Origin of the sequence: Solidesulfovibrio alcoholivorans DSM 5433 (assembly GCF_000702665.1) — a bacterium.
Classification (GTDB): domain Bacteria; phylum Desulfobacterota; class Desulfovibrionia; order Desulfovibrionales; family Desulfovibrionaceae; genus Solidesulfovibrio; species Solidesulfovibrio alcoholivorans.
In genome coordinates this window covers 22,331-34,862 of record NZ_JNJA01000024.1, presented here as the reverse complement: position 1 = coordinate 34,862, position 12,532 = coordinate 22,331, and the positions used below count along the sequence as shown (strand labels likewise).

Annotated in this window: 8 protein-coding genes and 5 pseudogenes; 8 read left to right on the top strand and 5 right to left on the bottom strand. The window is 57.0% G+C overall.

All coding sequences use genetic code 11. The features are described from left to right. A pseudogene (locus tag Q368_RS26795) lies at positions 1 to 211 on the bottom strand (hypothetical protein); the annotation flags it as partial. A 126-nt stretch (positions 212 to 337) separates the two neighbouring features. On the opposite strand from Q368_RS26795, the pseudogene Q368_RS0121455 reads away from it, so the two are divergent. After that, positions 338 to 1,357, top strand: a pseudogene (locus tag Q368_RS0121455) (Tn3 family transposase); the annotation flags it as partial. 43 nt (positions 1,358 to 1,400) lie between these two features. On the opposite strand, the gene Q368_RS0121450 reads toward Q368_RS0121455, so the two are convergent. Further along, the gene (locus tag Q368_RS0121450) at positions 1,401 to 2,618 is read right to left on the bottom strand and encodes an IS256 family transposase (protein ID WP_029461084.1); all 1,218 of its coding nucleotides are present in this window, start codon (positions 2,616 to 2,618) and stop codon (positions 1,401 to 1,403) included. Between the two features lie 61 nt (positions 2,619 to 2,679). On the opposite strand from Q368_RS0121450, the pseudogene Q368_RS0121445 reads away from it, so the two are divergent. After that, positions 2,680 to 4,206 (top strand): annotated as a pseudogene (locus Q368_RS0121445) (Tn3 family transposase); the annotation flags it as partial. Between the two features lie 1,379 nt (positions 4,207 to 5,585). Here the strand turns inward: Q368_RS0121445 and Q368_RS25050 are convergent. After that, positions 5,586 to 5,855 carry a TraK family protein gene (locus tag Q368_RS25050; RefSeq protein ID WP_084158932.1) on the bottom strand — a complete coding sequence of 90 codons (270 nt, stop codon included), beginning with the start codon at positions 5,853 to 5,855 and terminating at the stop codon, positions 5,586 to 5,588. Positions 5,856 to 6,301: 446 nt separating this feature from the next. On the opposite strand from Q368_RS25050, the gene Q368_RS0121440 reads away from it, so the two are divergent. The 3 genes and pseudogenes from Q368_RS0121440 to Q368_RS27475 form a co-directional block, all read left to right on the top strand. After that, positions 6,302 to 6,862, top strand: a complete 561-nt coding sequence (locus Q368_RS0121440; RefSeq protein WP_029461082.1) for a recombinase family protein — start codon at positions 6,302 to 6,304, stop codon at positions 6,860 to 6,862. Positions 6,863 to 6,864: 2 nt separating this feature from the next. Beyond that, positions 6,865 to 7,278 (top strand): annotated as a pseudogene (locus Q368_RS0121435) (DUF4158 domain-containing protein); the annotation flags it as partial. After that, positions 7,269 to 7,412: pseudogene (locus Q368_RS27475) on the top strand (Tn3 family transposase); the annotation flags it as partial. The pseudogenes Q368_RS0121435 and Q368_RS27475, both read left to right, overlap by 10 nt. Here the strand turns inward: Q368_RS27475 and Q368_RS25995 are convergent. After that, a complete protein-coding gene (locus tag Q368_RS25995; protein WP_156955814.1) occupies positions 7,385 to 7,657 on the bottom strand; it encodes a hypothetical protein in 273 nt (90 codons plus the stop codon). The pseudogene Q368_RS27475 and the gene Q368_RS25995 sit on opposite strands and share 28 nt — an antisense overlap. Before the next feature lie 15 nt (positions 7,658 to 7,672). Between Q368_RS25995 and Q368_RS25040 the strand changes: the two genes are divergently transcribed. Continuing rightward, positions 7,673 to 8,026 carry a DJ-1/PfpI family protein gene (locus tag Q368_RS25040; protein ID WP_342665721.1) on the top strand — a complete coding sequence of 118 codons (354 nt, stop codon included), beginning with the start codon at positions 7,673 to 7,675 and terminating at the stop codon, positions 8,024 to 8,026. A 225-nt stretch (positions 8,027 to 8,251) separates the two neighbouring features. On the opposite strand, the gene Q368_RS0121420 is transcribed toward Q368_RS25040, so the two are convergent. Continuing rightward, positions 8,252 to 9,046, bottom strand: a complete 795-nt coding sequence (locus Q368_RS0121420) for a FadR/GntR family transcriptional regulator (RefSeq protein ID WP_084158930.1) — start codon at positions 9,044 to 9,046, stop codon at positions 8,252 to 8,254. A 591-nt stretch (positions 9,047 to 9,637) separates the two neighbouring features. Between Q368_RS0121420 and Q368_RS0121415 the strand changes: the two genes are divergently transcribed. Then, entirely contained in the window at positions 9,638 to 10,801 is a 1,164-nt protein-coding gene (locus Q368_RS0121415) for an iron-containing alcohol dehydrogenase (RefSeq protein ID WP_029461077.1), read from the top strand. A gap of 90 nt (positions 10,802 to 10,891) precedes the next feature. Then, the gene (locus Q368_RS0121410; RefSeq protein WP_029461076.1) at positions 10,892 to 12,421 is read left to right on the top strand and encodes a CoA-acylating methylmalonate-semialdehyde dehydrogenase; all 1,530 of its coding nucleotides are present in this window, start codon (positions 10,892 to 10,894) and stop codon (positions 12,419 to 12,421) included. The last annotated feature ends 111 nt before the right edge of the window (positions 12,422 to 12,532 follow it).

Below are 12,532 nucleotides of genomic sequence, written 5' to 3'. Positions count from 1 at the left end.
GCGCTGGGTCCGCCGTGAGACGCGCTTCTATTTCCGCCCAATGATTCAGGAAGGGGTCAGGCCGTGTTCGCCAGTCCCGTACCTCCTTCATTTCAGAGGGGAGTCTGCCTTCCTTGAGATACTTTGCCGCCGTATTGCGGCTCATGCCGGCCTTGAGCCCGGCTATTCCGGTCAGCCCTGTTTTGGTCTTCTCTCGCATCAGCTTTCTCACCTGCGCATCCGTTATCATTTCAGCTGGCTACCATCTTTCCCGGGGGGAGACAGCCGCCAGCCTCCAAGGGGAGGTGGATGCACAATTCTAATTGTCGCTGATGCTCAGGAGTAATTGTCGCCGATCATCCGGCAGAACAACGTGATAATCCCCGCGATTGATGTCGTGGAGCGTACCTGTGCTGAGGCCATGGCAGGCGGCGATAAAATCGTGTTTCAGACCCTGAATGCCCCGTTAACTCAGGCTCACAGGGATGCTCTGGATCGTTTACTTGAGTCATCGGGTAATCAGTCTTCCAGGTTGACTTGGCTTCTGCAACCTCCGGGTAAAATCAATGGTAAGAACGTGCTGCAACATCTTGATCGGCTCAGTAGCATTGAATCGCTGGCATTACCGGAAGGTATAGATCGTACCATTCACCAGAACCGGTTGCTGAAACTGGCGCGGGAAGGCCGAAGGATGAGCAGCCGGGATTTGACCCGATTTTCAGCAGCCCGGCGTCATGCGATCCTGGTGTGCGTGCTGGAAGAAGCCAGAGCCACACTGACAGATGAAGTGATTGAGTTGCATGAGCGAATGCTGAACAGCCTTTTCAGCAAAGCCAAAAGAACACAGGCTGAGCGCCTTCAGCAGACCGGAAAGCTGATCCAGTCAAAACTGAGGCAGTACATCGATGTCGGTCAGGCGCTGTCTGATGCCCGCGATTCCGGTGGCGATCCATGGCTCGCAATAGAAAACATACTCCCATGGCCTGAATTTGTCGCCAGTCTGGAGGAAACACGTCATCTCGCCAGAAAAAATAATTTTGACCCGCTGCATATTATTACTGAGAAATACAGCACATTACGGAAATATGCCCCGCGCATGTTGTCCGCTTTACAGTTAGTCGCAACCCCGGCAGCGCAACCTCTGGCTGATGCGCTGGTTGTGATTAAGGATATGTACCGGAAACAGTCACGTAAAGTTCCGGCGACAGCGCCGCTGGAGTTTGTCCCCGAAAGCTGGCGCAAGGTGGTAATTACACCTGCAGGTATTGACCGGCAGTACTATGAATTTTGTGCGCTCAGCGAGCTTAAGGGGGCGTTGCGCTCCGGGGACATCTGGGTTAAAGGTTCACGCCGCTACAAAAATTTTGATGATTACCTCAGGGAGTGTCCCAAAAACTGTGTAAACGCCCCTGGTTGATGGTTTAGCAGAGATATCCCTGAAGCCTGTCCTGGAAGAAGATTGAGAGCTGGGCCATGATCTCTGGCCAGTTCCTTGTCTTCATCGTCCACCGTTTCTCGGCTTCAGCAACCGCCAGATACAACGCCTTAAACAGGGCGATCTCCGTCGGGAAAACGCTTTTCCCTTTCACGGTCTTTCTTACCCGGCTGTTGAGACTCTCAATGGGGTTGGTGGTGTAAATCAGCCGCCGCACTGCTTCGGGATAATTGAAAAAAGTTGCCAGTTCTGTCCAATGACGCTTCCAGGACAGCACAACCTGGGGATACTTCCGCCCCCAGGCTTCCTCGAACTGGGTCAGCGCCATGAGGCCCGCCTCCTCGGTGGGTGCGGTGTAAATCGAGCGCAGACAGGTGGCAACTTCCTTGCGGTCCTTCCAGGCCATCTGCGCCAGCGAATTCCGGACCTGGTGGACAAGGCAACGCTGGATCTCGGCCTGGGGATACACGGCCCTGATGGCTTCGGGGAAGCCGGTCAGCCCGTCCACGGCGAAAATCAGCACATCGTTCACGCCCCGGTTTTTGAACTCATTGAGCACGCTGAGCCAATACTTGGCTGATTCACTCTGCCCAAGCCAAATGCCCAGACACTCCTTTTTCCCCTCCAGGTCGATGCCGACCATCAGGTACGCAGCCACGTTTGTGACCCGGCCATCCACCCGGAGCTTGAGAAACAGCGCGTCCATGAACACGATAGCGTAAATCGGCTCCAATGGCCGATTCTGCCATTCCTTGGCCTTGTCAATGACGGCATCAGTGATGCGGCTGACCGTCTCGGGCGAGATGTCGTGGTTGTAGATTTCCTTGACGTGGTACTGGATATCGCGGGTGCTCATCCCCTTGGCATACATGGAAAGGATGAGTTCCTCGAAGCCGCCGATGTCCTTGTGGCGCTTCTTGACGATAGCCGGCGCGAACTCGGATTTTCGGTCCCGGGGCACATCAATGACGATGGGCCCGACCTTCGAAGCAAGCTCTTTCTGGCTGTAGCCGTTGCGACGGTTGCCGGGATCGCTGGCGGGTGTTTGATAGCGGTCGTAGCCGAGGAAGCCGGTCATTTCGGCTCCCATGGCCGTTTCGACCACGTCCTTGATCATCGAACGGAGAACGGCATTGAGGTCGTCCAGGCTGGTGATCTCTCCCTCGAGCACCTTCCTGGTCAGTTCGTCACGGTTGATCAGCACGGAAACCTCCTGGGGCTTTCGCCCCTTAGTGGAGGTTTACACAGATTTCGTTACAGGCCCTTACCTCATTCCCGAAAAGGACTTTGACAAACTCACATCGGCGCTGCCATTGCCCGTATCTGCTGATTTTCATGAGTACATTACCAGCCGCATGACCCTGCTTCAGTCCAGGCTTGAAGAGGTCAATGCCATGGCTGCCCTTGGTGAACTGCCCGATGTGGAAATATCTGACAAGGGCGTAAAAGTCTCTCCGCTGGACAACAGCGTTCCGGCGCAGGTTTCACCGCTGGCAGAGCTGGTTTACAGCATGCTACCGCGCCCTAAAATCACGGAAATTCTCGATGAGGTAAACAGCTGGACGACGTTTACCCGACATTTTTCGCATATAAAAAATGACATTACCCGTCCCGATACCCGCCTGCTCCTCACCACCATCCTTGCGGATGGTATCAATCTTGGCCTGACCAAAATGGCAGAAGCCTGCCCCGGTAGCACCAAATCATCACTCGAAGATATTCAGGCATGGTACATCCGCGATGAAACCTATTCAGCAGCCCTTGCAGAGCTGGTAAACGCGCAGGGGAAAAGGCCGCTGGCGGCATTCTGGGGCGACGGGACAACGTCATCATCAGATGGACAGAATTTCAGAACAGGCAGCTCAGGCCGCTACGCAGGGCAGGTTAACCCGAAATACGGGCAGGAGCCCGGACGTCAGTTTTATACCCATATTTCGGATCAATACAGCCCGTTTTACACCTGCATAATCAGTCGGGTCAGGGATTCAACCCATGTTCTCGATGGCTTGCTGTACCACGAAAGCGACCTAGAAATCAGGGAGCATTACACCGATACAGCTGGTTTCACCGATCATGTCTTTGCCCTGATGCATCTGCTGGGATTTGCGTTCTGTCCGCGAATCAGGGATCTCCACGACAAGAAGCTGTTTATCAAAGGGAAAGCTGACCAATACCCGGCGCTTCAGTCACTGATATCAACGACCAGCCTGAATCTGAAAGAGATCGAAATTCACTGGCGTGAAGTGCTACGTCTGGCGACCTCGATAAAGCAGGGTACCGTGACAGCATCTCTGATGCTGAAAAAACTAGCTAGCTACCCCAAGCAAAACGGACTAGCTAAAGCACTGCGAGAAATTGGCCGCATTGAGCGAACGCTGTTTATGCTCGACTGGTTCCGCGATCCTGCACTGCGTCGGCGAGTACAGGCGGGGCTGAATAAAGGCGAGGCACGTAACGCACTGGCGCGGGCGGTATTTATGCACCGGCTGGGAGAAATTAGGGACAGAAAGCCGGAAAATCAGAGCTATCGCGCCAGTGGTCTGACGCTTCTGACGGCTGCGATCTCGCTGTGGAATACTGTGTATATGGAAAGGGCGATCGATGCCCTGAAGCGTAAGGGACTAAAGATCAACGAACAACTGCTGTCACATTTGTCGCCGTTAGGCTGGGAGCACATCAACCTGACAGGCGATTATATCTGGAAAAGCAACCGGATACCGGCTTCCGGTAAGTTTCGTCGGTTGAGACCCGCTAAAGTCGAAAGGTCAAAAAATAGCCTTAACGTACAATAATTTTCGATATCCAAACTGACCCCTAAAAGGGGTCAGGACACGATTTGGCAAAAATCGTACGCTAGACGTTCGTAGAAGCCAGCTCCCTGAGGAGGGAGTGTCAGACGGGATACCGTTGTTTCTCACCCCTTTTAAGTAAAAAACGTGTCAGTCGGACCTCTTGGGTTTACCGTTGTCTCTCACCCCTTTTTTGTAAAATCTTTATAATCCGACATATTACGCATTAAAATTCCTTGGCCTCTTAGGGGGGGTACCGTTGTCTCTCACCCCTTTTTTGCTACCGTTGTCTCTCACCCCTTTTTTGAAACACTGAGGAAACATATTGAAATAAAATAGCTTTTTCAAAGAGTACCGTTGTTTCTCACCCCTTTTTTGCTACCGTTGTTTCTCACCCCTTTTTTGAAACACTGAGGAAACATATTGAAATAAAATAGCTTTTTCAAAGAGTACCGTTGTTTCTCACCCCTTTTTGCTACCGTTGTTTCTCACCCCTTTTTTGGGGGTTACCGTTGTCACTCACCCCTCAAAAAAACCCAATATACCGTTGTTTCTCACCCCTTCCTCCGCGCACAGTACCGTTGCCACTCACCCCTTTTTCGCGCCGGATAACACGCGGAAAAGCCCAGCCAGGAGCCGCCTTGTAAGGATTTAAGCGGAGAGGGATAATCGTATTAAGAATAATCATAAGAAAGAAATAATCTTCGCGCGCGAGGCGTCGCCCAAATTCTCACCCCCGCGCCGTTGGCGCTCCCCCCGCCAGCGGGGGAAACAGGCCTTCGGCCCTAAAGGAACCCCCCCAACCCCCCGCAACACGGGGGGGGACCCTTCCCGTCAATCCTACGGTCTCCCACAACGATTTCTTACACTGACAGCCAGGTCAAAACTAAAACCACCAAAAGGGCGCGATCCGTTCAAAAAAATAGACTGCCCCGGTAGGATTTTTAGGCACTTCAACGCGGGTAGTCATCGACAATCCGCAAAAGAGGCGACGCCCTACGGGCTATCTGGGGGCAAGCCCCCAGCCCCCCAGGATCGGCCCCAGGAGCCCCCCAGAGCGTTTTTTCTACCAAAGGCAGCCCAATGTTCATTGGAAGCCCAAAAAATCGAAAATAAGGCTGTTTTGGGCCCCGCTTTTTAGGATGTCTGTTTCGTACTATACAGACACTCAAGGAGAGAACACAAAAAAGGCCACGCTACCTAGTTCCCTAGAGAGCGTGGCCTTTTGCAAATGGTTAGGGGTCTGCTCACGAAACGGAAAAAATCGTACGCTAAGCCTGTTGCAGCGGCCTGAACTTGTCCGCCCGGGAGTGTACCCTACGAATCCAAGCCGATACTCCTCCTTTTGGGGGCTGGGTCTAGCCGACGTACACTTATAATGACTAGATCAATTCAGTATTGTGGGGTACTTCAAATATTTTCCTCCGATCAACCGGTTGTATTTCTATCGATTTTGAATTTTTTGTCTGCAATAGTTTGCGAAGATGGAAATTAAACGTTGAGTATGCCAATGTCAACTTCCCCTGTGCTGCCAGTTTGTCGTAGATGTGCTTATTGGCGTACCCTTTTTTGTGCATATCGAGAATCTCCATCTGACAAGATCTAAATTCTACACGACCCATGCATCGGGCAATGCGGCCTGATTTGTCCATAATTCTCTCCTGGAGTTTTTTTATCGCATTTTACGCACTTTTAGCAGCCAATGTCAACTGATAGTAGTTTATCCGATTAGAAGTGAGCGGAACCGCTCTCATTCAAGCCCATACTAGCCGATAGTGTCGCTGACAAAAAAGGTCGAAACAATGACAGCGTGCGCGAAGGCAGGACAGGTGAAGTAGGCCTACCTTTGGCAGGCCCCTTCACTCCTACCTTGCGGGACTCAACTTATTCGCCTGTGGCTCAACGCGCGCGGGGTCGAACCGCACGCAAGTGACCTCATCGAACTATTTGGTTTATTATGTCTATTTGGAGTAGACCCTAACCAGATGCCAGAGGGCTTCACTGGAAAGCGTCAGAATAGATCTATATTTGCAATTTCTTGACGGATTCCGCACAAAGCTATAGATTTCTACCTGACACTTTCGGCTCAGGAGGCATCTTGCAGGGGCACCGCATCGGCTACGTCCGCGTCAGCAGTTTCGACCAGAACCCGGAACGGCAGCTCGAACACGTTCAGGTGGACAAGGTGTTCACCGACAAGGCGTCGGGTAAGGACACGCGACGGCCACAGCTCGACGCGCTGCTCGCCTTCATGCGCGAGGGCGATACGGTGGTGGTGCACAGCATGGACCGCCTGGCGCGAAATCTGGACGACCTGCGTCGCCTGGTGCACAGCCTTACCCAGCGTGGCGTGCGTATCGAGTTCGTGAAGGAAAGCCTGAGCTTCACCGGCGAGGATTCACCAATGGCTAACCTAATGCTGTCGGTGATGGGGGCGTTCGCCGAGTTTGAACGCGCCCTGATCCGAGAGCGGCAACGCGAGGGCATCTCGCTCGCCAAACAGCGAGGTGCCTACCGGGGGCGCAAGAAGGCGCTCGCGCCAGATCGGGTGCTCGAACTGCGGCGTCGTGCCACTGCCGGCGAAAAGAAAGCGCCGCTCGCCCGCGAGTTCGGCATCAGCCGCGAAACCCTCTACCAGTACCTCAAAACGAACGACTGACCATGCCGAGCCGCAGTCTGTTGACGCCCGCCGAGCGGGACACCTTGCTGGCATTCCCCACGACAGACGATGAACTGATCCGGCACTACACCTTCTCCGAAGCCGACCTCTCGGCGATACGTCAGCGGCGCGGCAATCACAACCGTCTCGGCTTCGCAGTGCAGTTGTGCTACCTGCGCCATCCTGGATTTGCCCTGCCAAGTGAAGCGGAACCTCCCGCATCACTTCTAAATATCGTCGGCAGCCAGTTGTACATTGAGCCGGACATCTGGCCGCAGTACGCGCAACGCCCGGAGACGAGACGCGAGCACCTGCTGGAATTGCAGACATGGCTGAACCTGACACCATTCGCTGCCGCTGATTACCGGCACCTCGTACAACAACTCGCTGAACTGGCCAAGCAAACCGACCGGGGTTCCTGAATCGGCTCGGCGAAATCCGCGACCGCAGCTTCGAGAACCAACGCTACCGCGCCAGCGGCCTCAATCTGGTGATGACAGCGATAATCCTGTGGAATACAGTCTATCTGGAACGCGCCATCAAGTCTCTATTCGGGTCGGCCTCGCGCAGAGCCCAGCTGTCCAGGATAGGCTTGAGGCCTTGATAGATCAGATGCAAGGTAGAGATGCGTTCGAGTACCTGCTCGGCGTACCAGGAGCGGTTCTCCTTGAACACGCCGTGGCCAAAGACCTTGTTGCGCCAGACCACGAGATTCTGTCCGGCGTTCGTGTTGCCGCTTATTGCCTCACCGGCCGGCGTAAAGCTTCCGGAGTACGGGCCATCCTTGATGACCAAGCGACATTGAACTGACTGCGCGCCCAGAACGGGAAGACCCCAATCATCATGTCCGTTTGCAATGGCGCTTCGGTGTTGGCCGCGTCGGGACTCCTCGACGGACGTCCGGCAACGACCAACAAGATGGCATTTCAGAGCTCCACCAAGCCAGGGCCAAAAGTAAAATGGATTAAAAAAGCACATTGGGTGGACGACAGTTCGATAGTCACCTCTTCCGGTGTCTCAGCGGGGATCGATATGACTTTGGCCGTCATCTCCCGCCTGTACGGGGATAAGGTCGGCGAATGGCTTGAGCTCGTCACGGAGTATGACGCGCATCGCAATTCCGCGTGGGACCCTTTTGCGAAGAAAGCCGGGCTTGTGAAGTAAACTCAAACGTGGCCGATGACGTCTGGCTGTGCATGACAATCGGTTAGCGCTGCCGGAATATGTGGCGAGCAAAGGGCCTGTGAAACGATTCGCAGGCCCTCTTATTTTTGGCCTGTAGCGAAAGCTGTGTAAACTTCCTGGAACTTCGCCCTTTCGTGGAGGTTTACACAGTTTTCGGGACACCCTCCGGATAAAACCAAAAAACAAAGATTTTCTATCTCGACGTTATACATCATGTTCCGCATATTGCTTTTCTGACGTACTCCCGTCACCTTTTTCAGAGGTGTCCACAGCAATCTTTGGAGTCGATTCTGCAGCCTGCATGACTTTCTCCAACTCTTTCTCTACTTGGCAGATATGGTCATACATGGCCTTGGATGCCACTTCGCCGTCTTTGCTCACAATGGCATCGATGATGTGTTGGTGGGCTCCCAGGACTTTTTCGGAAAACAACCGGCCAGGCTTAAGGTGGTGTTTGACGTCCGTCAACAAGCTGTTCACGAAATCCAGGATCATGACCAGGATGGGATTGCCCGTTTTTCGGGCCAGCAGGATGTGAAAATTGATTTCCGCTTTTGCCCCGACGAGATTCTTGTCCTCCCGGTAAACCTTTTGGCATTCTTCGTGGAGGTCGAGCAGGTCCCGGGTGTCCTTTGCGTCAAACGTTTCGGCGGCGCGCCGGGCCAGGTAAGGTTCGATGATTTTGCGCACTTCCGACAGGTCGCGGATGGAGATGTTTTGGAAGTGGAAAAAGCTTTGCAGAAAGTCCCGGGTGGTCTCCAGATTGACTTCGGTGACCACCGGACCGCCGCCGGCTCCCCGCCGGATGTCGATGAGCCCCATGCCTTCCAGCGTGCGCAGGGCTTCCCGCAGGGTGTGTTTGCTCACGCCAAACTGCTGGACAAGATCCTTTTCCGGGGGCAGCGCTTCGCCGGGCTTGATCTCGCCTTGCAGGATGGCCTCGCGGATCTGACGGATGATAAGGGTCGAGATCTTGTCTTTCTTGGTGGTCTTGAACATACGCTGATCCATGGTTGTTGCTCGTGACGGGGCGTCGCTTCGCCCTGGTCCTGGGCGTCGCGCCGGCCGGCATCGCCGCCTCGAAGCGGGCGTGTCGGCCGACCGGATAGGCTTACAGGCAAGCCTCCCCAACAGTCCAGTGCCGGCGGCACGCCCCTGGTGTGCCTCGGCCCGTTCCACCCGATTCCCAGAAAAATTGCGCTTGATTTGAGGGTGTTGCCGTTGGGTTGCGCCGAAATAGTGCTATATTTGAATATAAGTTCATTTTAGCAAAAAAGCAAATCCCCGGCGCAAAAACATTTCCCTGTGGGGAACACGGCAAAACACGCCAAATAAAGGTTATGATTTCAATGTGTTGTCTTAATTAACCATATATTTTAAAATTTGGTTGAAAATGCCGACACCCTGTTGTAGCGTGTCCCCATCGAGCGACACCCCGCGAAATTCCGGGGTCGGGCCGGCGGGATGCCGGGCGGCGGGCGCTCCGAAAAAAGAAAGACTGTTTGAGAACGACTGGAGACGCTCTGAGAACCAACGGTGGTTGGGAAGGCTTTGTCTGGGCGGATGATCGCAACAAAGGAGATTGGAGAGATGGCAACGCATACCTTCACCATGCCGGCGACAGTGCACATCGGCGTGAACACCGCGGCCGAGGTCGGTCCGGCGGCGGCGCGCCAGGGCGCGAGCAGGGCGCTTTTGGTGACGGATCAGGTCCTCATCGACACGGGCACCATCAAACCGGTGCTGGGCTCCCTCCGGGACGCCGGCATTGCGGTCGAAGTCTACGCCGGCGTGGACAAGGAGCCCACCCTGACCCACGTCCGGGACGGGCTGGACATCATCCGGCGCGGCCGGTGCGATCTGGTCATCGGCTGCGGCGGCGGCAGCTCCCTCGACGTGGCCAAGGCCGTGTCCGTCATGGCCACCAATCCCGGCGCCATCCAGGATTACATGGGGGCCGACAAGGTGCGGCAACGGGGCCTGCCGCTTTTTGCCGTGCCGACCACGGCCGGCACCGGCAGCGAAGCCACCATGTTCACCATCATCACCGACACCGAGCATGACGTGAAAATGCTCATCGGCAGCCCCTACCTCATGCCGCAGGTCGCCTTTGTCGATCCCGGCCTGACCCTGGCCATGCCCCGGGGGCTGACGGCGGCCACCGGCCTCGACGCCCTGACCCACGCCATCGAGGCCTATGTCTCGCGCAAGGCCCAGCCCATGACCGACGTGATGGCGCTTTCCGCCGTGGGCCTCATTTACCGCAATCTGCCCAAGGCCTGGAAACGGCCGGACGACATCGAGGCCCGGTCCCGGACCATGCTCGGGGCGTTGCAGGCCGGCATCGCCTTTTCCAACGCCTCGGTCGCCCTGGTCCACGGCATGTCCCGGCCGGTGGGGGCGCTGTTCCACGTGGCCCACGGCATTTCCAACGCCGCCTTGCTCGGCGTGGTCATGGAATTTTCCCTGCCGGGCAATCCGAAGCGTTACGCGGACATCGCCCGGGCCATGGGCGTGGACTGCCCGCCCCGGGCCGATGACGCGACCGTGGCCCAGGCCGGGGCCGACGCGGTCAAGGCGCTCATCGCCGCCCTGGAGGTGCCGGGCCTGCAACAGCTCGGGGTCAGCCGGGAAAAGCTCGATCCCGTGGTGGGGAAAATGGCCGAGGACGCCCTGGCCAGCGGCAGCCCCGCCAACAATCCGCGACTGGCGGACAAACAGGAAATCGTCGAACTGTACTACGCGGCACTGTAATCGGAAAAACAAGCAATAACCGAGCGTTGACGCCTTTCCCGCCATCTTCGATCAAGGCGGCGACGGTCACGAAGCCAAACGGAGGACGCCATGTCTGCTATCAGGAAGCTCTTGTACTGTGTCGACAACGAATGGCGGCAAAGCGCCACGGACAAGTACACGCCGGTGATGAACCCGAGCACCGGTGAACAGATCGCCGCCGCGCCCGTCTGCCTGCCCGCCGAGGTGGACGCCGCGGTCCAGGCCGCCAAGGCCGCCTACCCCGACTGGTCGAGCAAGCCCGTGGGCGTGCGCACCCAGGTGCTGTTCCGCTTCCGGGAACTGGTCAACCAGCACTTCGAGGAACTCTCCGTGCTGCTGGCCACGGAAATGGGCAAGAACCTCAATGAGTCCCGGGGCGATGTACATAAGGTCGTGGAGGCCTGCGAAGTGGCCGTGGGCGCGCCCATGGAAATCCAGGGCTACGCCATGATGGAGGCGACCCGCAGCCACGACATCTGCCTGTACCGCGAGGCCGTGGGCGTGTTCCTGGGCATCGCCCCCTACAATTTCCCGGCCATGATCCCCTTTGGCTGGTTCATCCCCCTGTGCATCGTCGCCGGCAACACCATGGTGCTCAAGGCGGCCAGCATGGTGCCGCAGACCGGCATGCGCCTGCTCGAACTGCTCATCGAGGCCGGCCTGCCCAAGGGCGTGGTCAACCTCGTCACCTGCAGCCGCCAGGAAGTGGCCAACCTCCTGTCCCATCCCGACATTCGCGGCGTCTCCTTCGTCGGTTCCACCTCCACCGGGGTCAAGATTTATTCCGGCGCGGCCGCGGCCGGCAAGCGGGTGCAGTGCCTGACCGAGGCGAAAAACCACGCCCTGCTGCTGGAGGACGCCCCCCTGGAATGGTCGGCCCAGCGCGTCATCAACTCCTGCTTCGGCTGCGCCGGCCAGCGCTGCATGGCCCTGCCCGTGGTGGTGGCCCAGGAGTCGGTGGCCGACCGGTTCGTGGAAATCCTCAAGGGCCTGGGCGAACGGCTGGTGGTCGGCGCGGCCTATGATCCGGACACCCAGCTCGGCCCGGTCATCAGCGCCGCCCACAAGAAGTCCGTGCTCGACTGGATCGACAAGGGCGTGGCCGAAGGGGCCGACCTCGTCCTCGACGGCCGCGCCTGCGCGCCCAAGGGGTTCGAGAACGGCTACTTCGTCGGTCCCACCATCTTCGACCATGTGGCCCCGGGCATGACCATCGGCGACCAGGAGGTCTTCGGCCCGGTGGTGTGCATCAAGCGGGTCAGGGACTTCGAGGAAGGGCTGGCCGTCATGAACGCCAATCCCTTTGCCAACGGCTCCTCCATCTTCACGCAAAACGGCCATTACGCCCGGGAGTTCGCCCGTCGCACCGACGGCGGCATGGTCGGCGTCAACGTGGGCATCCCCGTGCCCCTGGCCTTCTTCCCCTTCTGCGGCAACAAGCGGTCGTTTTTCGGCGACCTGCACGTCCTCGGCCGCGACGGCCTGCGGTTTTACACCCGCGCCAAGACCGTCACCACCAAGTGGGTGTCGCCCAAGGAATCCGGTGACGCCCGCGCCCGGGTGAGCACCTGGGAAGGCACCATCAACCGCGAACTGTAGCGTCCACGTTTGTCCCCCCCCGGGACAGGCTGCATCCGTGCCGGAGGACCCGACCGCCAACCTCCGGGTCTTCCGGCACGCCTTCACAACCCCGCGCCCTGTGCTTTTTCG

Coding starts and splice junctions, on each gene's coding strand:
- Q368_RS25050 (WP_084158932.1), bottom strand. CDS start 5,855: ATGGACAAATCAGGCCGCATTGCCCGATGCATGGGTCGTGTAGAATTT.
- Q368_RS0121420 (WP_084158930.1), bottom strand. CDS start 9,046: ATGTTCAAGACCACCAAGAAAGACAAGATCTCGACCCTTATCATCCGT.
- Q368_RS0121415 (WP_029461077.1), top strand. CDS start 9,638: ATGGCAACGCATACCTTCACCATGCCGGCGACAGTGCACATCGGCGTG.
- Q368_RS0121410 (WP_029461076.1), top strand. CDS start 10,892: ATGTCTGCTATCAGGAAGCTCTTGTACTGTGTCGACAACGAATGGCGG.